The organism is Larkinella sp. C7, assembly GCF_006149005.1.
Taxonomy (GTDB): domain Bacteria; phylum Bacteroidota; class Bacteroidia; order Cytophagales; family Spirosomataceae; genus Larkinella.
The window spans coordinates 141,498-165,700 of sequence record NZ_VBSL01000015.1; the positions used below are offsets into that span (position 1 = coordinate 141,498).

Sequence of the window (24,203 nt, forward strand, 5' to 3'; positions counted from 1 at the left end):
AGTGCCATGAAAGCCCGCAATCGGGCCAGCAAAGGCATTTTAAGAACCATAATCCTTATTTTCCGGGGAATAAATACTTGGTGACGATCACAAAAAATGCGGTCACGTTAACCGTTGTAGAACCGATCAAGGCGATGGTGACGGCCTGTGGAATATCCAGATAATGAAGCCCTTCGGCGATGATGATCCCCAGAATCACAACCAGCCAGAAAACCACCATCCAGAAAATCCATTGGGCGAATTTCTTCCGTTCCTGAATGTCCTGCGCCAGCCCTACCAGACGCGTCCGGCGTTCTTCCTTGTCATATTGCTCGAACTCGTTTTGGGAAAGTCCGCTGTTGAGTGGGTTGGTCGACGACGATTCGATCAGTTTCCGGAAGTTCTCTTTCGCCTTTTCGCTGCCTTCATTCTCCGACATCGCGTCTGATAATTTCGGTGAAATAGTCTTTAATCAAGTCGTTATCGATGGGTTCCTGCTCCAGTGTGCCATCCCCGCTGCGACTAACCGACTGATACCAGGGTGATCCTTCGACGTGGGTCCAGTTGGAAAGCTGAATGGCGTTGTAATCTTTGGCAATGTCCCAGGCAAAATTGATGGAATCCTGCGCCTGCGGATCCAGTTCTTCGTCCCAGTCGCTGGTCGGAATCGGGGTTGTAATCGGGTTATTCCCAAACCGTTTGAAGCGGGTGTAGACGTCGGGAATCACAGGGCCATACGACCACGCCTGTACTTTTTCGGCAATCAGCGGTTTTTCGTGCCGGGCTAGGTGCAGCCCGTGCGCCATATAAATGAGCTTCTGCAGCTTCATCGGCGTCAGGGGACGGCCTTCGGCAACGCCCTTGTTTATAAACTGTCTGGCAATTAGCAATGCCGGGTACATAGATTCGTATTTATTGTTTACCTGGTAACCGGGTGCCGTTCATTTAATCGGCAAAGCAATCCTCATCTCCTGAAAATCAATTAGTAAAGATACAACGAAGCGGGTTAATTTCCATCCTTTTTTGGGGTGAATCAGTGTGGTTCGTCGTGCTCCAGAATCACTTTTGCCGCCGACTTCCGCCCGCCTTTCATCTGCCGGGTCAGCGTATACGCACGACTCAGATAGGTTACAATATCGGTGCCATCGTCGCTCGGAAAATTCCCGCGCGAATGGTGCAGCGCATTGACAAACAGAACCGCCGTTACCTGATTGGGAAATGTCATCCAAACCGTGCGGACGCCCTGGTATTGAGCCAGTTTCAGATACCACCATCCATCATGGTACTGGATGGACCCGCCCGGAATCGTACCGGCATAAGTTCCCAGCCGCTGCGTCAGCAGGGTGTCTTTCCAGGCGGTGGTCAGCACGCTCTGGTCGGTAGTGGACAGAACCGTGGCAAACAATTTACCGGCTTCGGTGGGTGTCATATACCAGCCATACGCCCCGACGGTGTTGGTAAAATTTCCGGGGTTCCAGCCCGTTATGCCCGTCTTCAAATAGGAATACGTGTAAGTGGGGTCACCGGGCGGATGGTTGGCCAGGATGTTGGTGAGACCGACCTTCTCGAACACATTTTTCTGGACATAGTCGATGTACCGTTGCTGCGTTTGCGGATCGTCGATGCTGTCGTCGCCGGTAAACGAATAGCCTAAAATGCCCGGAATCAGAACCCGAAACAAACCGAAATTAGCGTTCTGGTAACAATAATTCCCCCGGTTGGCGGTTTTGACGCCCTGCTGCACGAGTTGTTTGAACCCGAACCAGATGTTTTCGGAAAAAGCCCCATTGACGCAATTGTTGCCCAACCCAATAATGCCACTGCGGTGCGTCATCAAATCCCGAAACGTAATCTGATCGATATTCTCGCCTTTCGGCCAGGACGGCGGCAGGTAGGGGGCAATTTTATCGGTGGTTTTCAGGCCTTTCTCTGCGGCCAGGTGCAGAAAAGCCATTGCCGTGATGGTTTTGCTCATGCTGGCCATGTGCGTTTTGGTATCCAGCGTAAAAGCTTTCTCCCCTTCCGATTCCGTCGTTCGGGACTTCAAACCGCCACGGCCCGACGCCCGCACGTCACCTTTTTCCAGAATCACAAAACCGTAGCCGATCTGTTTGGTTTTCAGCGAGTCATCGAGGGCTTTTGCAAACGTGTCGAACCAGGTCAGGGGTTTGTCCGGCGTAACGTCCTGATCGCCTTTCCGACAGCCCGCTACCAGCAAGCCCAGCAGCACTAACCAACAGAAGCCTTTCATACCATGTGTCATTCCGGTTCGTAGTAAAAACGATTGTTGAGCAAATCCGGTGTCAAAAATAACAGCATTGCGCAAACACTTCATTTTCAGAACGGGGTTTCGTGCTATCTTTGCAAATTCTACTGAAATACCATACCCTCTATGTTCCTCGCCGTCGACGCAGGCAATTCCGATACCGTTTTTGGTTTATACGATCAGCAGCAATGGCGACACGTCTGGCGGACGCGTTCGTTGCTCGAAGAACCCATGGCTTTTCACCTCAGTGACCGACCATTTGGCGATACGGATGCCGTTCCGGCTGAGCGCGACCGGTATGAGCGACTGCTGCGTTTGTGGTTTCTGGAAGCCAATATTCCCCTCAGTGCGATTCAGTCGATTGTCATAAGCAGCGTGGTGCCGGAACTTACCCCAACGCTGAAAACCACGCTTGCCCGGCTTTTTGGTCTGGAACCGGTCGTGGTCGGCCCGGCGATCTACCACGCCTTGCCACTCCAGATTCTGCGGCCCTACGCCATCGGAACCGATCTGGTAGCCAACGCGCTGGCGGCTCATATTCGTTACAAAGAGAATTGTGTCGTCGTCGATTTCGGAACGGCGCTAACCTTCACGACGGTTTCGGCGGCTGGTCAAATGCTCGGCGTCGCCATTGCACCGGGGCTAAAAACCGCCGTACGTTCGCTGTTTTCCACCACGGCGCAGTTGCCCGAAGTACCGCTGGTGATGCCCGAATCGGCGCTGGGCACCAGCACCGCCCATGCCATTCAGGCGGGTGTGGTCCTGGGCTACGAAGGCCTGGTCCGGTCGCTCCTCAACCGCATCCGGGCCGAATTGAACGGCAATTGCATCGCCATCGCCACGGGTGGCATGGCGACCGCTATCCCAACTTTAGAAGCTGATTTTGCGGCTATTGTTCCGAATTTAACCCTGGACGGCATTCGGGAAGTGGGTTTGCGGGTTTAACCCACCTCCGGATCGGCGTCGGGATTGGGATCGGAATGCGAGCTTTTTTTTCGTTTTTTCAACGCTTCATTGAGGATATACTCGATCTGTCCGTTCACACTGCGAAACTCTTCCTGCGCCCAGCGCTCGAGTTCTTTCAGCGTTTCGGGATTGATCCGCAACACAAATGCTTTTTTCTCCGCAGCCATTCTTTAGTGATGAATTAAGAGTTAAGAGTTAAGAGTTGGCTGACGCAAGCAGAAAACAAGTGCATCAGCCAACTCTTAACTCTTAACTCATCACTCTTAATTGTAAAGGGTTCCGGCATTGACAACGGGGCTGACGGATTTTTCTCCGCACAAAACAACCAGTAAGTTGCTGACCATGGCGGCTTTCCGCTCCTCATCCAGGTGCACCACCCCTTTTTCGGCGAGTCGCGCCAGGGCCATTTCAACCATTCCGACGGCTCCTTCCACGATCTGCTTCCGGGCCGACACGACCGCCGTGGCCTGCTGGCGTTGCAACATCGCTCCGGCAATTTCGGGTGCATAGGCCAGGTGGCTAATCCGGGCTTCGAGCACATCGACCCCGGCCCGTTCCAGCCGTTCGTTCAGTTCCCGTTCCAGCAGGATGTTGATCTGGCCGGTGCTGTCGCGGAGCGTAACCGGAGCATCTTCGTCTTCCATACTATCATACGAACAGGTACTTGCCAGGTGCCGGACAGCCGCTTCCGACTGAATCTGCACAAACAGCGTGTAATCGTCTACCTCAAACAAGGCTTTGGCGCTGTCGGCCACCTGCCACACGACAACCGCGGCAATTTCGATGGGATTTCCCATTTTATCGTTCACTTTCAGCGTTTGGCCGTTCAGGTTGCGGGCGCGCAGGCTGATTTTTTTCTTGCTGTACAGCGGATTGACCCACCGAAGGCCGGTTTGCTTCATCGTTCCGGTATAATCACCAAAAAACGTGGTGACAACGGCTTCTTTCGGATTGATCACGGCGAGTCCGCTCATCAGAACCATGGAAACAAAGAAGGAAAGACCACCAAGCCAAAACGCGCGTAAAAAAAATCCGTAGGCCGAAACACCGAGTAAAATCAGGGCTATGAGCAACAGAACATAGCCGGAAAGGGAAGTAAGGTTCTTTTCATTCATGGCAGTTTGTGATAGTATTTTGATATCACAATAGTAGCAATTATTTTGATTCCCAGCCAACGGATTTCGGATGTGCGGTGAATTTTTACGGGGAATGCGTTCTGAAGTCGGATAAAGTAATCCGTTCGAATCGGTTCAATCCGCTGAATCCGTGTTCCAATCCCCTATATTTGCAAATCTTTTTTATTTCAAGATGATACTGAGCGAACAGGAGATAAACCGGCGCAACAAGCGCGAGGAACTGATGCGGATGGGCATTGACCCGTATCCTGCCGAATTATTCGAAGTCAACGTCACGGCGGCCGACATCCATAAAAACTACGAACGCAACAAAACCGACTATAAAAGCATTGCCATTGCCGGCCGATTGATGGGTTTCCGCATCATGGGTTCGGCTTCCTTCGCGGAGTTGCAGGACGCCACGGGCCGGATTCAATTGTATTTCCGGCGCGACGACCTTTGCCCCGACGACGACAAAACGCTCTACAATACGGTTTTCAAGAAATTGCTGGACATTGGTGACATCATCGGCGTGCAAGGGTATGTATTTACGACCCAAACCGGTGAAATCTCCATCCACGTAACGGCGTTCAAACTGCTGACCAAATCGCTGCGGCCCTTGCCGGTAGTGAAGGAGGTGGTTGACGAACAGGGCAATAAGCAGACGTATGACGCCTTCTCGGACCCGGAGCAACGCTACCGGCAGCGGTACGTCGATCTGATTGTGAACCCCGAAGTTCGGAATGCCTTCGTTCAGCGGACGCAACTGGTCAATTCGATCCGGACGTTTCTGAGCAACCACGGTTATCTGGAAGTGGAAACCCCGATTCTGCAACCGATTCACGGTGGCGCAGCGGCCCGGCCCTTCCGGACGCACCACAATACGCTCGACATGACGCTCTATTTGCGGATTGCCAACGAGCTGTATCTGAAGCGGTTGATCGTGGGTGGATACGACGGCGTGTTCGAGTTTGCGAAAGATTTCCGCAACGAAGGCATGAGCCGGTTTCACAATCCGGAGTTTACGCAGGTCGAGTTGTATGTCGCCTACAAAGACTACAACTGGATGATGGATCTGATCGAAGAGATGGTCGAGAAGATTGCGCTGGACCTCCACGGAAAAACCGAGTTGCCGGTGGGCGACAAACTCATCAATTTCCAGCGCCCCTGGAAGCGGTTCACCATGTTCGAAGCCATTCAGGAATACACCGGCGTCGATGTATCGGCGATGGGCGAAGACGAACTGCGGGCTGTGGCCGAAGGCCGGGGCATCAAAACCGATAGCACGATGGGCAAATCGAAGCTCATCGACGAACTGTTCGGTGAGGCCGTGGAGGGCAATCTGATTCAACCGACGTTCATCACGGATTACCCGGTCGAAATGTCGCCCCTGACTAAAAAACACCGGAGCAAACCGGGTCTGGTGGAGCGGTTTGAAGCCATTTGCAACGGAAAAGAAATTGCCAACGCCTATTCGGAGCTGAACGATCCGCTCGACCAGCGCGCCCGGTTTGAGGAACAACTCGAACTGGCGAAACGCGGTGATGAGGAAGCGATGGCCATGGACGAGGATTTTCTGCGCGCGCTCGAATACGGCATGCCCCCCACGGCGGGCGTCGGTTTGGGCATTGACCGGCTGGCGATGATCATGACCAACCAGCCGTCGATTCAGGATGTGCTGTTTTTCCCGCAAATGCGTCCTGAGAAGAAAATTGAGCTGTCGACCGATGCCGATTACGAACAGTTGGGCATTCCGGCGGGCTGGATTCCGGCCTTGCAGAAGATGGGTTTTCAGCACGTCAGCCAGCTGAACGGTGCCAATGCCAACAAGATTTTCAACGATCTGGGCGGGATGCGGAAGAAACTGAAACTGGATGTGACGATGCCGACGCTGGATCAGGTGAAAAGCTGGACGGGCCAATGATTCAAAACCGCCGATGATCGATTCCGCCCCCCTCAAACAAACGCTTTTTGACCATTGCCGCCAGTACGTAGAGCAGCGCATCGAAACGGCCAAAACCGCGATGGAAGCCGCACAGTCGGCGGCCAACGAGGAGTCGAAAAGCAGTGCGGGCGATAAATACGAAACCGGTCGGGCGATGGCGCAGATCGAGCGCGACCACCACGCCCAGCAACTGGCCGAAGCCCGGAAGCTGGAGCAGGAACTGGCCCGCATCGACGCGGGCAAAATCCATTCCGCCGTTCAGCCGGGGAGTCTGGTGCTGACGAGTCAGGGGAATTATTTCATCGCCATCAGCGCCGGAAAAATTACCGTGGACCGAACCGATTACTTCGCGGTTTCGGCCGCTTCGCCCATTGGCGTCCGACTGAATCACGCAAAAGCCGGTGACGAAGTGGTTTTCAACAGCAAGCTGATCCGAATTCTGGCAGTAAGATGAAAGAACATAGAGAAGCGAATAGAGAGAGGGGATGGGTAACGATTTTAGTCTTTCCTCTCTTGTCTAGGCGCTTTCATCTCCCCTTAAACAACAAAAACCCCGGTCATCCGATCGGGGTTTTTATGTTTGTAAAGGAGTGGTTTTTCAATAGGCTCCTTCAATTTTTTTAACTTTCACAGCATTAAGGCCCTTTTTCCCTTCGATTACTTCGAAAGAGACCCGGTCTGTTTCCCGAATAGTGGTACCATTCAGGCCAGTAATGTGTACGAAAATGTCACGGTTCGTATCATCTTCGACGATGAACCCGTAGCCTTTGCTCTCGTTGAAAAATTTGACAACACCTGTTTGCATAAAACTTAAAAAATTAAAAATAAAACATTACTGACTGGAGTATTCTTAACAAAAGTCTTCAAACAGGTTCCAGGTTAACACACGAAATGGGCGATACGGATGGAACACACCGTCTATGCATTGACTTTGTTGAATAGCAAAAAAAACGTAACTTTTATAAGACAACGCCTTAGTAAACACAAAGTAACAAAATTTGTTACGAATTTTTAAACAATTTTTTTTGATTTTAATTGCCTTATTTAAAGAGATAATTGTACGAAATGAGCTTACCGCTAAATAAGTAGCACAAACAATTCGTTACTTGAATTGTTGATGCAGTTGGTTCCGCGTATCTTTGGTAAACGAAGCAAGCTACGGAACGGGTTTAACAGGTACCCTTTTCTATTTCCAGCGAAGCACTGATTATCAGGAGCGTTACTACTATGAATAAACTCAGGTATTTCGTCGAAAGTCAGGCATTTGGCGTTTGCACCAAACTAGGTGAGAAGATGAACATCTCGGCTAGTAGCATTCGTCTTTATTTTATCTACACCTCGTGTCTCACGCTGGGTTCGCCCGTTGTGTTATATCTGATTATGGCTTTCTGGATGGAAATGAGCAAACACCTCCGGCGGCATAATCACCCGACCATCTGGGAGTTATAACACGCAGAAAAAAGAGGCTGGAAGAAAGAGAAGCGATCCGCCCCTGCCTTATTCGTTAGTATTCTTTTCCTCCCAACAGTTCCCGAAAGGTTTTCCGGCCTTTTACGAAATACTGCCAGATGATGCTGTGCGGATAAATCTGCGGGTGGGTGATGCGGTTGTTGCGCAGATCGGCCAGCGCATTCCGTTGTTTCCGAAGGTAGGGTAGCCAACTGTAAAAGGTAAAGTGAGCCTGCAAAATCGCCAGCGTATCCCGCCAGTTCCCAGCCATCAGGAGCCTCGCCCCGGATATACCGTCTAAAACCAACCGGATCAGGATGTTGAGAAAGACGTGGCCTGTCGGCAAGTTCTTGTAAAGCATCGCCAGGCTGTTGCGGTAATTCAGGAACGTCTTGCGCGGATTGGATTTGTGAAGGGTTCCGCCCCCGACGTGATACACCGTGGACTCGGGACAATACCAGATCTGGTAACCGGCATTTTTGGCCCGCCAGCACCAGTCAATCTCTTCCATGTGGGCAAAGAACCGGGGATCAAATCCGCCCAAACGCAGAAAAACATCCGATCGAACGAGCAGACACGCCCCCGTTGCCCAGAAAATTTCCCGTGCATCGTCATACTGCTGCTGGTCTTCTTCGACCGTGTCGAACACGCGGCCCCGGCAAAACGGATACCCCAGGTAATCGATGTAGCCCCCGGCAGCACCCGCATATTCAAACAAATGCGGTTTCTTGAAGGCGCGGATTTTAGGCTGACAGGCCGCAATCCGGGGATTGGCTTTCATTCGTTCCACAAGCGGTGCCAGCCAGCCCGGACTGACTTCCACGTCGGAATTGAGCAAAAGAAGATAGGTGGCGTCGATCTGTGTCAACGCCACGTTATAACCGCCCGCGTAACCGAAATTGGCCGCCAAACGGATCAGGTGGACAGACGGAAATCTCCCCTCCAGTAGTGCCAGCGAATCGTCGGTAGAATGATTGTCGGCAACGTAAACCGGGCAACCTTCCGAGTGCGTCAGAACGGAAGGTAAAAACTGCTCAAGAAAGGATTTTCCGTTGTAATTCAGAATCACGATGGCAACCTCGTCCATTCCTTACGACATCAGGTTGCCCAGGTCGAAACCGGGAATATTGGGCAACAACCCCTCGGTTGCTTTCTGAAGATGAGCCTTGATTTTCGGTTCCACGTTTTCGAGTGCCTTGTTGGTGGCCGCCACAACCAGATCCTGCAACATCTCCCGATCGTCGGGACGAATCAAATCCTGGTCAATGTTCAGCCGCACAATTTGTTTCAGCCCGTTAACGGTCACACGGACCATGCCGGCACCTGATTCTCCCGATTCGGTAATGGTATTCAGGCTGGCCTGCGCTTCTTTCATACGGGCCTGAAATTCCTTTACCTTGCCGAACATATCCATCATATTGAACATAACTTACAAAAAAAGAAGTGAGAGACTAGACAAGAGAAAACCAACAACACAATGGGATTGTCTAAACAAAGGTAGCAAGGAATGAACAGTCTGCCCTGCTTTCCACATTCTTTTGTCTTTCCTCTGTGGTTTACCGAATCAGTAACACCTGACCGGTCTTTTCTGTTTTCAAACCGTTTTGATCGGTTGCACTGACCCGATAGGCATAGGTTCCGGCCGGAGCAGCCTGACCACTGATTTTTCCATCCCATCCTTCGCGACTTTCGGAACGAAACACGACCTCCCCCCAGCGGTTGTAAACCGTTAGCTGAATCGATGCCAGATACGTACTGCCTTTTACTTCCAGCAGATCATTGACGCCGTCGTCGTTGGGGCTGAACGCATCGGGAACAAACACCCGGGAAGCCTGCACGAAGGTGTAGAAATTGGAATAACTGATGGAACCGGATTTGGAAACCGCCTTGACCCGAAACCGGAACCGCTGGCTATCCGGCTCATTAGCAGGCCGGTAGGAGGTTTGCAAGCCAACGGTCACTTCTTCCCAAACCACTCCGCTGTCGTCGATTTTTTCAATTATATAGCGGTCGATTGCTTCGTCCGCGAACGGCGGATCGGACGTCCAGTCGATGGTGGAAGCGGAATGGGAAGTCAGGAAAATCGTGCAGACCATTTTGGAGGGTTCTGACGACACCCCGCAGGCATTCTGATACACCAACTGGTAGCAGTACGACTGCTGCTGGGGTTGCACTCCGCCATCCTGGTGAATGTTCCGGTCGACTTCCTCGCCGGTTTGCACAAACGAGCCGCCCGGATTATCCCGACGGAAAACGATCATTTTATAGCTCGGACTCTGCGAAGTCGGAACGGGCGGCAAACCCCGCAGATCGACCCGGTTATCGCCATTGACCGATACCTGCACCGTTGAAAAAGCGGGCGGTATGGCCGACGAGCGAACCGTTACGCATTTCCGGTCGGAAATGATTTCGGTCGTTCCCACCAGCGCCGTTACCTGATAACAGTACTCTTCGTTACAATTCAGCCCTTCCGAATCCGTGACGGAACTGGTGCCGACGCTGGTAAACGTGCGAAAGACGTCATCGTTTTTGGAGACGGTATATTTCTGAAAATTGACCGGACTTCCGGGAACCGTCCACACCACGGCATTCTGCTGATCTTTCGCTTCCACCTCCAGCCCGATGCTGCACACTTCGTCCGACGCCACGGTGTTGCCGCAGCCATCCTGCGACACGACTTTAAAGCAGGTCGGGTGACTGGTTACGTTGGTCATGCTGACTGAACCGCTGCCGGTTCGGGTGGTGGTGGTGTTCTCGAACGTACCCGATGCGTTTTTTTTCTGGACGACAACCACCTGATTAGCCGCCACCTGAATTTGCAGAGTCACCGTGGTTCCGGTGGTTTTCAGGCTGGATACGGTGGGTCGCATGATGGTGCCGCCGGGTGTTACCGACTGTTGGGTCATGCCCCCGCACGAAATGTCCCGGTAATTGCCCTGCACGTTGATCGTCCGGGTTGCCTGCGACGAATAGGTGTGAATAAGCCCCGAAATGGCGGTTTTCTGAACGGTTTGCCGAGAACTTCCATCCCCCCAGTCAATGATAAATTCGTCGTACTGGCTGGCCACCGCATCGTTAACGATATCGACCAGCACCCGGCGGTCGGAACAGGTAAAGGCCCGAAAATTGGGCGGTGTGGCATCCAGAACTTCTATTTCCTGACAGGCCACGGAGCCGGTCCCGACACTGCCTAACTGCAATATTTTGTATTTTCCCGGTTTCGTAAAGGTGTAAGTCGTGGCGGCAACGCCGGATTTGGTGGCCACCGGATCGCCACCTTTGTAGTCGTATACGTAGAGAAAAATGTTATCCGGAATTCCGGTGGTATTACTCACCGTCACGGTCATGGGAGCGCACCCTTTCTTCGCTGAGACATTGAAACTGCCTTTCCCTGCATTAGAAGGGGGCGTCGCACACCAGTCGTTTGTTTGAGCAAACGTATGTAAACTCAGAACAAAACAGGCTCCCAGCAGGAAAAACCGGACCTGATGCCGGACCATTCCTACCAAACCGGCTGACCATTTCCTGACTGCTCTCACAAGGGTAAAGTTTTTTTCGTAACTACAGGTGCTATTTCAGATAAAAACGCGCAAAACACAAATTTAGCGTATCGAACGTATCTTTGTGGAACAATGTTCATAAAGACGTGAGAGAAAAGACCAGAGAGGAAAGACGGAAAGCTGGGGTAAACCGCTGATTGGCTGTCCTATATCTCACATCTCTGTCTTTCCTCTTTTGTCTTTACTATAAATTATGATGAGCAATAATAATACCAATCCCGGGAGTCTGCTGGATCGGATTGAAGACGCGATTCAGGATATTCGCGATGGAAAAATCATTATCGTCGTGGATGATGAAGACCGGGAAAATGAGGGTGACATGATCTGCGCTGCGGAGAAAATCACGCCCGAAATGGTCAATTTCATGGTCAAGGAAGGCCGCGGTTTGATGTGTGCTCCCCTGACTGAAGCACGCTGCCTGGAACTGGGCCTGGAAATGATGGTGGGCAACAACACCTCCGTTCATACGACGCCGTTTACGGTATCCGTCGATTTGCTGGGCAATGGCTGCACCACGGGCATCTCGGCCAGCGACCGCGCCAAAACCATCCGTGCGCTGGTGGATCCGGAAACCAAACCGGAAGATCTGGGCCGTCCGGGGCACATTTTTCCGCTGCGGGCCGTCGATGGGGGCGTCATCCGCCGGGCGGGACATACCGAAGCCGCCATTGATTTCGCCCAACTCGCGGGTTTGCAACCGGCAGGCGTGCTGATCGAGGTGCTGAACGAAGACGGCACCATGGCACGGCTTCCTGAACTGCGGACGATGGCCGACAAATTCGGCATGAGACTGGTCAGTATTCAGGATTTGATCGAATACCGGCTGCAACAGGAAAGCCTGATCAAACGCGAAATTGGGGTGAACATGCCCACAACGTACGGCGATTTCGAACTGATTGCCTACAAACAACTCAACACCGACGACACACACCTGGCCCTGATCAAAGGCACCTGGGAGAAAAACGAACCCGTGCTGGTGCGCGTCCACTCGTCCTGTGTGACGGGCGACATCTTTGGTTCCTGCCGCTGCGATTGCGGGGAACAGCTTCATGCCGCCATGAAAATGGTGGAACAGGAAGGCAAAGGCGTGGTGCTTTATATGTTTCAGGAAGGACGCGGCATTGGGCTGATGAACAAACTGAAAGCCTATAAACTACAGGAAATGGGCCGCGATACCGTCGAAGCCAACCTGGAATTGGGCCTGCCGATGGATGCCCGGGACTACGGCGTCGGTGCGCAAATTCTGCGGGATCTGGGCATCACCAAGCTCCGCCTGATTTCCAATAATCCCAAAAAACGGGCGGGACTGATGGGCTATGGTCTCGAAATTGTCGAAACCGTCCCCATCGATATTCGTCCCAACCCGCATAACGAAGTGTATTTACGAACCAAGCGGGACAAAATGGGTCACGAACTCAGTCATTTTACCGATCAGGTCGGTTAACAACCCCCATCGTTTAGTGTGGCCCGTCATGACTGACGGGCTTTTTTTTGCCCTTTTTTACCGGACACGCAACCCTTTCTCAGTTGGTGTCGTACTGCCATCGAATCGATTCGACAGGTACCATTTCTAATTCTAATCTTTCTATCTATTTGCTATGAAATCAAGATGGATGGCGACCCCTGTGGCCGCCCTGTTGCTTGTTGTCGGTTTGTTAACCCAGTCGTGTGACAATGATCCGGACGAAGCCACCCCAACGCCCCCGGAACCCGCCATTAATCTGACCAGCACCTCACTGGGCAACGTGATGACCGACGAAACCGGCCGGACGCTCTATTTCTTTTCGAATGACTACGACAGTACCGGCGCGTCGACCTGCACCGGCGGATGTTTGACCAACTGGCCGGTATTTTACCGCGCAACCCCCAAACTGGCTGCCGGTTTGACGGCCACCGATTTCGGAACCCTTACCCGGGCCGACGGCGCGAAGCAAACCACCTACAAAGGCTGGCCACTCTACTACTTCAAGGATGACGCAAAATCGGGCGATGTGAAAGGCGAAAACGTGAGCAACATCTGGTTTGTTGCCAAACCGAATTACTCCATCATGATCGCCAACGCCCAGTTGGTGGGCCACAATGGCAAATCCTATACGGCGGATTACAAGGAAGGAACCGGTAAAACGATTTATTTTACCGACGGCATGGGTCGAACGCTGTACGGTTTCAGAAACGATAAAAACATGAAGAACAACTTCACCAAATCCGACTTCAGCAACAACGCCGTCTGGCCTTTGTATGAAGAAACGCTGAAAGAAGTGCCTTCTACAATCGATAAAACGCTGTTTGGCAGCATTACGGTTTTCGGACGCCAGCAGTTAACGTTCAAAGGCTGGCCCTTGTACTATTTCCAGCAGGACAACGGAAAACGCGGTTTGAACAAAGGCATCAGTTTTCCACAACCCGGCGTGTGGCCCATCATCAATAAAGACACCCCGGTTGCTCCGGCACCCTGATCGGTTAGTTGCGGTCTTCGGTGAGTCAGTTCTCGCTTTTTTTGTATCTTGCTCTGTCCTGCCAATCTATCTGAAATGAGAACTGCTCACTGAAGACCGCCACTATTTTGACCGATTGACGCAACCCATTTGCGCTGATCATCGTATTGACGATTGAAAACCGACGTATGACCGTTCCCTCCCCAGATATCGCCGGACTCTTGAAGGAATGCCAGCAAGGCAATCGCAGAAGCCAGGAGCAGCTTTACCGGCAGTTCTATGGGTATGCGATGGGAATTTGTGTGCGATATTCATATAGCCGGGACGAGGCTGTGGAGATTTTGAACGATGGCTTTATGAAAGTGTTTACCCGCTCGGATCAATACCGCGCCGAAGTACCTTTCAAGATGTGGTTGCGCCGGATCATGATCAATACCGCTCTTGATTATTACCGGCTGAATCTGAAACACCGTTACCACGAAGACATCGATCAGGCCGGTCAATTACCAGACGTCGAAGCCAGCGCCCTCGACCAGCTGAGCTATGAGGAATTGATGGAAGTCGTCCAGTTGCTGACGCCAGCCTACCGAATGGTTTTTAATTTATACGCCATTGATGGCTACACCCACGAGGAGATTGCCGGTCAGTTGAATATCTCGATGGGGACGTCCAAATCAAATCTGGCGCGTGCCCGTGAACAATTGAAACAATTATTAAAACGTAGATGCCATGGCGAGTTTGCAAGAACTTCCCGATGACGAACTGGATAAGCTCTTCCGGTCGTCAGCCGAGGAGTTTGAACCGCCTTACAATGCTGACGACTGGAACAGCCTGCGCCAACGTCTTGACGAAGACGACCGGTCGCGGTTTCTCTACCGGTTTATTTATTGGGGCCTGCCGCTGCTATTGCTATTGCTGACCACGGTTTCGCTGGTGGTGCAGCCGGACGACGTGCGACCACCCGCGTCAAAAACTGGAACCCGGGCGGAGTCGGTTTCGGCAACGGAAACCGGACGACCCTCGGCACCAGGCACTGACGCAGTAAATCCGGCAACGGCTGGTGATAAAACGCTATCCGAAAAACCGGCTGAAAAAGTCGCTTCGGGCCGGACGGAGTCGACGCTGGAAACCGGTGCAGGTTCTACGGTACGACCACCCGTTCCGGAAGTGCCCGGTAGCAAGGCGATTGAAATGGCATCTCTGAAGCCCACGAATGAAAACCGTTCTGTTCTGAAAAACCGTCCGCAGAAAATGGCCCGCGGGGTACGGAAACGGACTGGCGCAACGGTTTCAGATAACGCAACGAACGCAGATCAGACGGTTTCGATTCTTTCTGAAGACAAAAGCAAAAGGCTGACCCGAATTCGATTACCCAAAAATGCTGGCTATGCTGCCGTTCCGTCCAGGTCAAAAAGTCGCCAAACCCAACCGTTTTCTGACTTGAATAAGCCCGCCTATTCGGCAGTGGTTCCCGGTGAAACGTTTTCGGCACAGCCAACGGAAACCGGGGTACCGGTTTTGGAAAGCGAGCCCCTCGATTGGCTGGCGAACCTGTCATCCATCCCAGCCCGGCCACCGGCAAAACCGGTTTTGCCGTCGCTGCCGGAACTGGATCTGGAACCCGTTCGGCCACCGGTTGGGCCCAGAGTCGTTGCCCCGGCGATTCCGGTCATTGGGTATCCCGCGCTATCGGTTCGGTTCGTTGCCGCTCCTGATCTGAATTTTGTGGGAAAAAGCCGTCAGGGAGCCCGAGATTTTCAAACGGGCATAATGGCCGAATACCGCTTTTTACGACGGTTTACAATCCAGAGTGGCGTCCTGCGATCCGTCAAAAAATACACGGCATCGGCGTCGGACTACGCCAAACCGGCTCACTGGTACGGACCAAAATACGAAAGTGTCGGTGCGGTGTGTACGGTTCTCGACATTCCGGTCAATCTGCGGTTTGACGTGATGCTGAACAACCGGCGACGGTTGTTTATTAGTTCGGGGGTTTCGTCGTATATCATGCAGAAAGAATACTACGAATACAATTATCCCGCTGGTGTTATCCCCAGTAATGCAAAATATGTCGAATGGTCAGGCAGCACCGGTTTTCACCGATTTAGCCATTTGAATGTATCGGTTGGCTACGAACGCAATTTCCGTTCCGAGGGCCTGCTGCGCCGGTTTTCCTGGCAGATTGAACCGTTCCTGAAAAGCCCGCTGTCCAAACTGGGCTACGGTAAAATCCGGTTGACGAGTACCGGCGTATTTTTCTCGTTGCGCTACCGGCTTTGATCAACACTTTTTGCGGTTGCCAAATCGTTAGTCGTAAATACTGTATGTACATTAATTAACAACCTACTCATTAATTTATGGAGACCAACCAACAAGAACCAATCAAACGAAGTGAGTTCCTTCGGAGCCTGGGATTGAGCAGTGCGGCATTGATGGCGTTTTACTGCATGGGAACACTGACCTCCTGTTCAAAAGGTTCTGACGATCCGGATCCAACGCCCACCCCTACCGGTAAAGTTGATTTTACGATTGACCTCAATAGCAGTACATATGCCGATCTGAAAGATGCCACCAAGAAGTTTGTGTATAAAGACGATGTGCTGATTGCCCAGATCAAGAACGGCACCTACGTTGCGCTGGCCAAAATCTGTACGCACGAAGGAAATCTGGTGACGTATCGTCCTACCGTTGACAACTTTTATTGTCCCAACCACGGTTCTGAATACGATTCCGCCGGTAAAGTTACCGTTCCAGTCGTCAACAATCAGGCTAACCTGAAAAAGTATAGCACAACCCTGACCGGTACCAGTCTGCGCGTATTTGAAGCCTAACGTATGAAGCACCTGTTGATTGTTTGCCTGCTTACCATTCTCTATTGGCCCCTTTGGGCGCAGGACTCGACGCGCGTAAAAACGCCGGCTGATACCAGCATTAAACCGACCGACGCCAACGACCTGCTGGCCGAGCTGGGCGACAGTACAGCGGATGCACAGGAGTTGTTACCCAAAAAGATGGTTTTCACACAACGGGCGTTTTGGGGGCCGAAGGGATTGCTTCGGCTCACCAACATTGCTCCGCTGTCGCCCCAGGGCCGCGAAAAAGAGTTGAAAATCCGCCGGACGTTTCTGGTGAGCCACCAGGTTCTGGGGTTTGTCACACTGGCCGGATTTGTGGCCCAGGGCATTCTGGGTTCGAAACTCTATAAAGCCAAAGGATTGGACTATTCCCGAATCAAGGAGCAGCACGAAACGATGGCGACGCTCATCAACTTTTCGTATGGCACCACAGCATTGCTGTCGCTCACCTCGCCACCGGGTTTGCCTACCGCCAGCCGGAAACGTGGGTTCAGTTCGATCAAGTTGCACCGTGCCCTGGCCGTTGTTCACCTGACGGGCATGGTGGCCACCAACATTCTGGCTCGTAAAGTAAGCAGCAATGCCGACCTAAAGCCCTACCACCGGGCAGCCGCCTACACCACGTTTGGAGCGTATGCGGCCGCAATCATCGCCATCAAACTCAAGTAAGTTCACTCATTTCACGCCGGATTACTACGATGACTGCTTTTTCATACCAGAAGCTGACGGGTTGGGTATTGCTCGTCAGCGCCGGACTGGTGGCGTTTCACCAACCGGACTATGCGCCGGCACCAGCCAAACGGAAGCTGATGGCCGACCGAACCAAATCGACGATTACCTACGCCATGTCGCATCCCATGCACAGTTTTGAAGGCGTCAGCCGCGATGTGGCCTGCGTGATGGTGATCGACGACGCCAACAAGATCGAGAGCGTCGCGGCTGCCACCAAAGTCTCCAGCTTCGACAGCGATAACACCAACCGCGACTCCCACGCACTGGAAAAAATGGAAGCGTTGAAATATCCCAAGGTAACCTTCACCAGCAACGATGTGCAGCAGCAGGGGGCGAATCTAACCGTTAAAGGCAATCTAACCTTCCACGGTGTCACCAAACCGGTCGTTATTCTGGGAACCCGGCAGGACGACAATGCGCAGGTGACCATCAAAGGAGAATTCGACATCAATTTGTCCGATTACAAAGTGGAAAAACCGTCTCTAATGATGGTCCCGGTCGATGAAAAGGTCAAATTGAAACTGTTGATGGTTTTCAAAAATACGGATTCGTAACGCTGCGACTTTGCTGAAGGAGTTCTTTTCTTACTAAAAATCACCCTGACAGGGTCTTTCGACCGCTGTCAGGGTGATTTTTAGTAACCCCGTCAGGGGTTCAACCGCGCAGCGTCGGTAGCAAATTAGGTTATTCCAAGCCCCGCGTGCCGTCAGGCACGCAACAATTTGCAGCTTGGTCGCATACCTGACGGCACGCGGGGGTGATTTATGATATCGGTTGCTACCGACGCTTCGCTGTACAATCCCTACGGGATAAACGACCCCGTTCATTCATGGAAACCGGCCTCATAACCTTGATTTTTAATCTATTACGAATTCATCAATTCCAGACACCGGCGATAGCCGTTTTGCGAACGTAATCGGAAAAATCGGTGGGTTTCCGACCCAGCGCCCGCTCGACACCATCGGCCAGGCTGGCATTCCGCCCATCCAGCACTTCGGTGAATAAATAAGTCAGTAGCGCCACAAACGCTTCCGGAATATCGTATTCTTTGAGCATGGCCGCATACGCGCTCATCGAAATAGGCTCATATTGAATGGATCGGCCCGTTGTCCGGGCAATTTCCCCTACCGCTTCTTCAAACGTCAGCAACCGGGGTCCGGTCAGTTCGTAAAGCTGGCCGGTATGCCCATTTTCCGTCAGAGCGGCAACCGCCACCTCCGCAATGTCGTCCACATCGATGAACGGTTCGGCTACGTTACCAACCGGGAGGGTGACATAACCCGCCAGGATCGGATCGAGCAGGTAGCTTTCACTAAAATTCTGGTTAAACCAGCTAGCCCGCAGAATCGTCCAGTCGACCCCGGCCTTCATCACGATCTGTTCACAGGCTTCGGCTTCCGGTTCACTACGTCCCGACAGCAGTACGAGCTTCCGAACGCCGGTTTCCACGGCCGTTTTGACAAACGATTGAATGCTGGCGACCGCCCCCGGAACAGCCAGATCGGGCTGAAATGTGATGTAAACCGCATCGACGCCCTGAAGAACCGGTTCCCAGGTGGCTTCATTCAGCCAGTCGAAGGCGGGGTTCGCCGAACGCGAACCGATGCGAACCGGCCAGCTGCATTCTGTTAATCGTTGGACAACCCGGCTGCCGGTCTTGCCTGTACCACCCAATACCAGCGTCTTCTGCGCTGGATTTTCAATGCCCTTGCTCATCGTTTTGTTTTTTTTCGACAAAGCTAGGGCGGCTGACCAGCGAAAAATAGAACAAAACCGACAGGGACTACTGAATCAACTGGGGAAAATTCTCGACTAATTCGAACGACCGCTTTTGGAATTGATTGGGAGAAAAACCGGAAAATTCCTTGAAGGACCGGATAAAATGCGATTGGTCAGCATATAAATTATCGAAGGCGATGTCTGAAAGCCGGTTGAAGTCATCGGCCCGAAATTGGCTCAGGGAAGCCTGAAACCGGCATACCCGGGAAAAAACTTTTGGCGAAATCCCCACCCGCTGGTTAAACTTTCGTTCGAAGCTTCGCTCCGAGAGGTGGGCGGTTTTTTGCAGTTCTTTCAGTGAAACCGTTCCCTTCGACTGAATGATCCGGGCCACGGCATACGGAATCATGGCATCCGGACGAACTGTATTCCGTTTGACCTGGTCAATCAGGTAGGCCGACAGCCGCTCGATTTTACCCAATGTCGAACGGATCGCAACCAGTTGTTCGAGCAATGAAACGCCCTGCTCTTCGGCCCACGCATTCAGATCCAGGCAGGTGTCGGTAAACTCGCTGGCATTGAGCCCGAAAATGGAGTTCAGCGCATCGGGCCGGAAATAGACGCCGATCATCCGCACGTTACCGACCGAATACAGCTCGATGGTATTGACGGTTTGGCCGTAGACAAAAATACCGGGTAACTTCTGCTGCATCGGTCCGTAAAAAGCGCCCCGGTCGGGCTCCTGAAACAGCAAACCCGGACAACCGTCGGCCAGCGGCAGGAAGGTTTTGGGAGCCCGGTCGGTATCGCTGCTTTCCAGAACCCAGAAGTATCGGACGTAGTCTTTGAGACAGGCTGGCGGCTGGATTCGTTCGAACTTCATTTCGGATTGGGGAAGTTTACACGCCGTGGTGATACAATAAAAATAAGAAAAGACACAACCAAAGCACGTCGACAAAATGCCAGAACAGCGTAAACAACTTGATTTTTAGCAGATTGGGCGGATTAACGCTGTAAACGAAGGCTTCGACATAGGGGATTCGGCGCATTGCTTCGGCAAACGCAATGGACAGAAAAATTAAGCCCACCACAATGTGCAGCAGATGCAGCCCGGACAACACAAAGAGGAAGCTCCCGGATGGAGTGGTTTGCAGATAAACGCCCTTCAGCATCAATTCACGCCAACCCAGGATCTGCAACACCACGAACAGGGTGCCCAGAAAAAGCGTCGTGCCCAGATACAGCCGGTATTGGGTAAACCGCTCGTGTCGAAAAGCGCCGTTGGCAATGTGCAACGTCAGACTACTGGCCAGAATAACGCCCGTGCTGGCCAGAAAGACCGTCGGCAGGGGAACATCACGCCAGTCGGAACTAACTTTGCGGGCGATGTAAGCCAGCAGCAGAACGGTGAAACTGAAAACACTGGCGGCAATGCACAGCCACAGCATGAAGCGCTTGGGCTCCCGGCGACGCGTCATAAAGTTATTCTGGCGACGGGTTTCCATCGGGCGACACCACCACGGTTTTAAGGTTTGTTTGCGAAACGCAAACTGGCCAAAAATGGTTTGGCGCGTTTGGCAGTTTGTAAAAATACAACACGATTCGGGATGGATAAAGTCCTTTACCATCCAATTTAAAGCATGTTACTGCACTGCCATTAAATCGTTTGGCAACCCATGAAAAAACCGTCTTTTATCTTTATAAAATCCATTAATACAGCCAATTCCGACTTAAAACAGGAATATATTGAGGTGATTATGGATAACCAGATACTAAGTTAAAGTAACTTCAAGTTTTGCGGCCCAATTTTTGTTAACTATCTTTCCAAAATATTAAGATTCTTCTATTCGTCCCGCTATCTGCCTGAGGTGCCTATTGGTATTTTTTAACTCATCTTTCTATGCTCAACTCCTTTACTTCACGTACCTGTGCTGCTCTGATATTGTCTGTATTCCTGTCGCTGATCGGATACGGGCAAGTGGGGATAAATATGGAAGACAAGGATTACATTAATTCCGTTACCCCCGCTCCGAATCCCGCTGTCAGTTTCAAAGCCGCCACCAATTTGGTCTTCGATAAAGCCGGCAACCTGTATGTTGCGTGCCGGTATGGACTGGTCTACCGGGTCAAAAGGGGCGAGACCAAAGCCACGGTTATTCTGGATATTCAGGAAGAAGTAGCGGGGTATGGCGACCATGGCCTGCTGGGGTTTACACTGGACCGCGATTTTTTGACGAATGGCCGGTTTTTCGTTTACTACACCGTCGATATATACTGGTACGATAATGTCGGCAAACCAGGCTATCAACCCAACCAGTCAACCGATAATGTCGCAACCATCGGGCGGCTGGTCCGGTATACCGTCAATCCCAACAATGAGTACAAGGCCGATCCGGCCAGCCGGAAAATCCTGATCGGTGAAACCTTGGAGGACGGGATCCCGATTGTTACCGCTTCGCACGCCGGCGGTGGGCTAACCACCGGGACCGATGGCAGTATTCTGCTGGGCACGGGCGATGCCGCCAGCTTTGTGGAGGTCGACATCGGCTGTAACAATACGACCTGGTATCTACAGGCTATCGACCGAAAAATCATCAAAACCATTCCTTCGGACGGATACGGTGGCTGTAACACCTATAGCCCGGATCGAATTACGGAGAACATCGGTGCTTATCGTTCGCAGGCCCTGTTTTCACTTTGCGGTAAAATTCTGCGGATCAACCCGGAAAACGGAGATGGCTACCCTTCAAATCCCTTCTACAAAGGCGCCGGTTCGGACCTGAAACTGGCCCAGAACCGCGTGTATGCGCTCGGATTCCGGCAAGCCTTCAAAATGTCGGTACGGCCCAATACAGGTAACCCTGATCCATCCAGCGGCAATCCGGGCGTTCTTTACGTCGGCGATGTGGGTTTTTCGTCCTGGGAAGAGCTGAATGTGGTGTCGGCACCGGGCCAGAATTTTGGCTGGCCCTACTACGAAGGCCACGCTCAGGGTCGGATCGGTTATTGGAAAACGGAAGTTTTCAAACCGGCCAACCCCATCAAACCCCGGATTCAGTACCGGGAAAATAAGAACACGGAAATCATTCAGGGCAACACCGTCGTTAGCTCCGACAAACGGCCGCTCGAAGGAAACTGCATCATCGGTGGAGTCTGGCACGAAGGTGGCGGAAATTACCCGAAAGAATTTCAGGACACGTATTACTTTGCCGATTACGGAACGGGCTGGATTGCGGGTGCCAAATTTGGGCATGACGAAAATCCGGAAGCGGGAAGCCTTTTTAAAATGGCCACGAAAATGACCGTCACGCCCTTCTCGGAGCGGATTGTGGGCATGGCGTTCAACCCCTACGACCGGAACATTTACTACGTTACGCTGGGCGAAAAATCGCTGGTCCGTCAGTTTGCCTTTACCTCCAACCAACCGCCAACCGCGGTCATCACTCAGGATAAATCGTTTGGCAACAGTCCGCTGGTCGTTAATTTTTCCGCCAATGATTCGTATGATCCCGAAGGAACCAATCTGAGTTATGAATGGAATTTTGGCGATGGCAGTTCCAAAGACCTGACCAAAAACCCGCCGGCCAAAACCTTTACAAATGGAGGCCAAAAGTCCTACAACGTTTCGCTGAAAGTGACGGATGCGCAGGGCAAAAGCAACACCACGCAGACGGTTATTTCGCTCAATAACACGCCCCCAACCATTCAAACCACCAGTGTCGACGGCTACAACTCGATTTCGCTGCCGCAAACGATCAACCTGAATGCGACGGCGACGGACAGCCAGACCCCGGCGGACCAGTTGAAATACCAGTGGAACGTTTATCTCTACCACAATGACCACCGGCATTCAGTCTCTATTTTCAACGGCCCAACCGGAACGGTTACCCTGACGGAAGGCGACTGTGACGGCGAAGCCAGCTACTGGTATGGTCTGGTTCTGGACGTTACCGACGGGGGTGGTCTGACAACAACCTACACCAAATACGTTTACCTGAACTGTTCGGGTCAGCAACAATCCATCACCTTTGATCCGATTGGCGACAAAGCTCCCACCGCCCCGACGTTCAGGCCCCCGGTTTCGGCTACTTCCGGTTTGCCCATTTCCCTGTATGTAGCCGATGGCCCCGCCGTCATCGAAAATGGCCAGGTCCGGTTAACGGGCGGTATTGGCCGGGTAACGATCCGGGCCACCCAACACGGAAACGGTCAGTACAAATACGCGCAGCCGGTCGAGCGGTCTTTTATGGTAACCAACAATGCGCCTTCGACGCCGGATACACAGAATCCTTCGGCCCCCTCCGGTCTGGCCGCTTCCAACATTACGGCCACGTCGCTGCAACTGAACTGGAACGCGTCGTCGGATAATGTGGGCGTAACCGGCTATGATGTCTACCAGGGTGGGACAAAAATCAATACCAACCTGGTCTCGGGTACTACGTTTGCCGTTACGGGGCTGAGTCCCAGCACCGCTTACGCCTTCCATGTGGTAGCGCGGGATGCGGCTTCAAACAGTTCAGGCAACAGCAACACGGCCAATGCGACCACCGCGGCCGCTCCGTCCGGCAACCAGCCTCCGGTGGTTCCCGGCACACTTTCGCTCAATGCGGCTACGGTCAATGTCCTTTACACATCCAATGCGCTCACGGCTTTCACCGATCCGGAAGGCGACGCGCTGACCTATTCGCTGGCGGGTCTACCCGGAACGTTGAATTTCGATGCTGCCAACCGAACCATTACGGGCACCCCAACCGCTACCGGAACCTATTCGCTCACGTATTCGGCCACGGATAACCAGCACCCGGCGGTGACGACCCTCGTCACGCTGACGGTCAATGGAACAGCCACCATACCGACCGCCAACCTGGATGGGTATCTGACGCAGGAAGTCAATTGTAGCACGCTTTCAGGCTGGGCCTGGGACCGGACGACGCCCAACGCCCCCGTTACGATCGAGTTTTTTGAGGGCGCTTCGATTGCCGCCGGTACTCCGCTGGGGTCTATTGTGGCTAACGTCTTCCAGCAGCATTTGAAAGATGCGGGCAAAGGAAACGGCGAACACTGGTATAACTTCCCGATCCCGGAAAGCGTTAAAACCAGCACGAACCGCACCATCTGGGCACGGGTACAGAATTCAGAATTCACCCTCAAGTGGGCTCCCAAAACCATCAATTGTGCCGGT

24 protein-coding genes are annotated in these 24,203 nt (G+C 52.4%); 12 read left to right on the top strand and 12 right to left on the bottom strand.

Annotation, left to right across the window (positions count from 1 at the left end):
* Positions 1-55 precede the first annotated feature (55 nt).
* From FH871_RS26435 to FH871_RS26445, 3 genes are all read right to left on the bottom strand, one after another.
* Positions 56-418, bottom strand: a complete 363-nt coding sequence (locus FH871_RS26435; protein ID WP_114410033.1) for a hypothetical protein — start codon at positions 416-418, stop codon at positions 56-58.
* Complete coding sequence (locus tag FH871_RS26440) at positions 405-881, bottom strand: Panacea domain-containing protein (RefSeq protein ID WP_138994418.1); 477 nt, start codon at positions 879-881, stop codon at positions 405-407. The genes FH871_RS26435 and FH871_RS26440 overlap by 14 nt, the downstream gene beginning before the upstream one ends.
* A 131-nt stretch (positions 882-1,012) precedes the next feature.
* Positions 1,013-2,230, bottom strand: coding sequence for a serine hydrolase (locus FH871_RS26445; protein ID WP_229317594.1), 1,218 nt, complete (start codon positions 2,228-2,230; stop codon positions 1,013-1,015).
* Positions 2,231-2,371: 141 nt separating this feature from the next.
* On the opposite strand from FH871_RS26445, the gene FH871_RS26450 reads away from it, so the two are divergent.
* The gene (locus tag FH871_RS26450) at positions 2,372-3,190 is read left to right on the top strand and encodes a type III pantothenate kinase (RefSeq protein WP_138994420.1); all 819 of its coding nucleotides are present in this window, start codon (positions 2,372-2,374) and stop codon (positions 3,188-3,190) included.
* On the opposite strand, the gene FH871_RS26455 is transcribed toward FH871_RS26450, so the two are convergent.
* Positions 3,187-3,378, bottom strand: coding sequence for an Arc family DNA-binding protein (locus FH871_RS26455; RefSeq protein ID WP_138994421.1), 192 nt, complete (start codon positions 3,376-3,378; stop codon positions 3,187-3,189). The genes FH871_RS26450 and FH871_RS26455 overlap by 4 nt on opposite strands.
* Positions 3,379-3,474: 96 nt before the next feature.
* Positions 3,475-4,326: an SPFH domain-containing protein gene (locus FH871_RS26460; RefSeq protein ID WP_138994422.1), complete on the bottom strand. Its 852-nt coding sequence runs from the start codon at positions 4,324-4,326 to the stop codon at positions 3,475-3,477.
* 193 nt (positions 4,327-4,519) lie between these two features.
* Here FH871_RS26460 and lysS point away from each other — a divergent pair, with 193 nt between their 5' ends.
* On the top strand, positions 4,520-6,250 hold the full coding sequence (lysS, locus tag FH871_RS26465) for a lysine--tRNA ligase (RefSeq protein WP_138994423.1): 1,731 nt from the start codon (positions 4,520-4,522) through the stop codon (positions 6,248-6,250).
* A 13-nt stretch (positions 6,251-6,263) separates the two neighbouring features.
* Positions 6,264-6,725 (top strand): 3-oxoacyl-ACP synthase, encoded by a 462-nt coding sequence (locus tag FH871_RS26470; protein WP_138994424.1) that lies wholly within the window; start codon positions 6,264-6,266, stop codon positions 6,723-6,725.
* Positions 6,726-6,869: 144 nt separating this feature from the next.
* On the opposite strand, the gene FH871_RS26475 is transcribed toward FH871_RS26470, so the two are convergent.
* The gene (locus FH871_RS26475) at positions 6,870-7,076 is read right to left on the bottom strand and encodes a cold-shock protein (protein ID WP_114410025.1); all 207 of its coding nucleotides are present in this window, start codon (positions 7,074-7,076) and stop codon (positions 6,870-6,872) included.
* A 422-nt stretch (positions 7,077-7,498) separates the two neighbouring features.
* Between FH871_RS26475 and FH871_RS26480 the strand changes: the two genes are divergently transcribed.
* Positions 7,499-7,720: a PspC domain-containing protein gene (locus FH871_RS26480; protein ID WP_138994425.1), complete on the top strand. Its 222-nt coding sequence runs from the start codon at positions 7,499-7,501 to the stop codon at positions 7,718-7,720.
* Positions 7,721-7,775: 55 nt separating this feature from the next.
* Here FH871_RS26480 and FH871_RS26485 read toward each other — a convergent pair whose 3' ends face one another.
* The 3 genes from FH871_RS26485 to FH871_RS26495 all read right to left on the bottom strand — a co-directional run bounded on the left by FH871_RS26485 (position 7,776) and on the right by FH871_RS26495 (position 11,259).
* Entirely contained in the window at positions 7,776-8,807 is a 1,032-nt protein-coding gene (locus FH871_RS26485; protein WP_138994426.1) for a glycosyltransferase family 2 protein, read from the bottom strand.
* Positions 8,808-8,810: 3 nt separating this feature from the next.
* Positions 8,811-9,146 (bottom strand): YbaB/EbfC family nucleoid-associated protein, encoded by a 336-nt coding sequence (locus FH871_RS26490; RefSeq protein WP_114410022.1) that lies wholly within the window; start codon positions 9,144-9,146, stop codon positions 8,811-8,813.
* A 130-nt stretch (positions 9,147-9,276) separates the two neighbouring features.
* Complete coding sequence (locus FH871_RS26495; RefSeq protein WP_138994427.1) at positions 9,277-11,259, bottom strand: gliding motility-associated C-terminal domain-containing protein; 1,983 nt, start codon at positions 11,257-11,259, stop codon at positions 9,277-9,279.
* 217 nt (positions 11,260-11,476) lie between these two features.
* Here FH871_RS26495 and FH871_RS26500 point away from each other — a divergent pair, with 217 nt between their 5' ends.
* The 7 genes from FH871_RS26500 to FH871_RS26530 all read left to right on the top strand — a co-directional run bounded on the left by FH871_RS26500 (position 11,477) and on the right by FH871_RS26530 (position 17,856).
* Entirely contained in the window at positions 11,477-12,724 is a 1,248-nt protein-coding gene (locus FH871_RS26500) for a bifunctional 3,4-dihydroxy-2-butanone-4-phosphate synthase/GTP cyclohydrolase II (RefSeq protein WP_138994443.1), read from the top strand.
* A 154-nt stretch (positions 12,725-12,878) separates the two neighbouring features.
* Positions 12,879-13,736: a hypothetical protein gene (locus FH871_RS26505; protein WP_212768268.1), complete on the top strand. Its 858-nt coding sequence runs from the start codon at positions 12,879-12,881 to the stop codon at positions 13,734-13,736.
* A gap of 167 nt (positions 13,737-13,903) precedes the next feature.
* Entirely contained in the window at positions 13,904-14,473 is a 570-nt protein-coding gene (locus tag FH871_RS26510; RefSeq protein ID WP_138994428.1) for an RNA polymerase sigma factor, read from the top strand.
* A complete protein-coding gene (locus tag FH871_RS26515; RefSeq protein ID WP_138994429.1) occupies positions 14,445-15,995 on the top strand; it encodes a hypothetical protein in 1,551 nt (516 codons plus the stop codon). The genes FH871_RS26510 and FH871_RS26515 overlap by 29 nt, the downstream gene beginning before the upstream one ends.
* A gap of 77 nt (positions 15,996-16,072) precedes the next feature.
* The gene (locus tag FH871_RS26520) at positions 16,073-16,546 is read left to right on the top strand and encodes a ubiquinol-cytochrome c reductase iron-sulfur subunit (protein ID WP_138994430.1); all 474 of its coding nucleotides are present in this window, start codon (positions 16,073-16,075) and stop codon (positions 16,544-16,546) included.
* Between the two features lie 3 nt (positions 16,547-16,549).
* Positions 16,550-17,239, top strand: coding sequence for a hypothetical protein (locus FH871_RS26525; protein ID WP_138994431.1), 690 nt, complete (start codon positions 16,550-16,552; stop codon positions 17,237-17,239).
* Positions 17,240-17,268: 29 nt separating this feature from the next.
* Positions 17,269-17,856 carry a YceI family protein gene (locus FH871_RS26530; protein WP_138994432.1) on the top strand — a complete coding sequence of 196 codons (588 nt, stop codon included), beginning with the start codon at positions 17,269-17,271 and terminating at the stop codon, positions 17,854-17,856.
* A gap of 322 nt (positions 17,857-18,178) precedes the next feature.
* Here FH871_RS26530 and FH871_RS26535 read toward each other — a convergent pair whose 3' ends face one another.
* From FH871_RS26535 to FH871_RS26545, 3 genes are all read right to left on the bottom strand, one after another.
* Positions 18,179-19,018, bottom strand: a complete 840-nt coding sequence (locus FH871_RS26535; RefSeq protein WP_138994433.1) for an NAD(P)H-binding protein — start codon at positions 19,016-19,018, stop codon at positions 18,179-18,181.
* Positions 19,019-19,085: 67 nt separating this feature from the next.
* Positions 19,086-19,904 (bottom strand): AraC family transcriptional regulator, encoded by an 819-nt coding sequence (locus FH871_RS26540; protein ID WP_138994434.1) that lies wholly within the window; start codon positions 19,902-19,904, stop codon positions 19,086-19,088.
* A gap of 16 nt (positions 19,905-19,920) precedes the next feature.
* Positions 19,921-20,649 (bottom strand): cytochrome c oxidase subunit 3, encoded by a 729-nt coding sequence (locus tag FH871_RS26545; RefSeq protein ID WP_306439254.1) that lies wholly within the window; start codon positions 20,647-20,649, stop codon positions 19,921-19,923.
* A 314-nt stretch (positions 20,650-20,963) separates the two neighbouring features.
* On the opposite strand from FH871_RS26545, the gene FH871_RS26550 reads away from it, so the two are divergent.
* Positions 20,964-24,203, top strand: a 3,240-nt coding sequence (locus FH871_RS26550; RefSeq protein ID WP_171062959.1) for a PKD domain-containing protein, incomplete at its 3' end; no start/stop codon positions are given.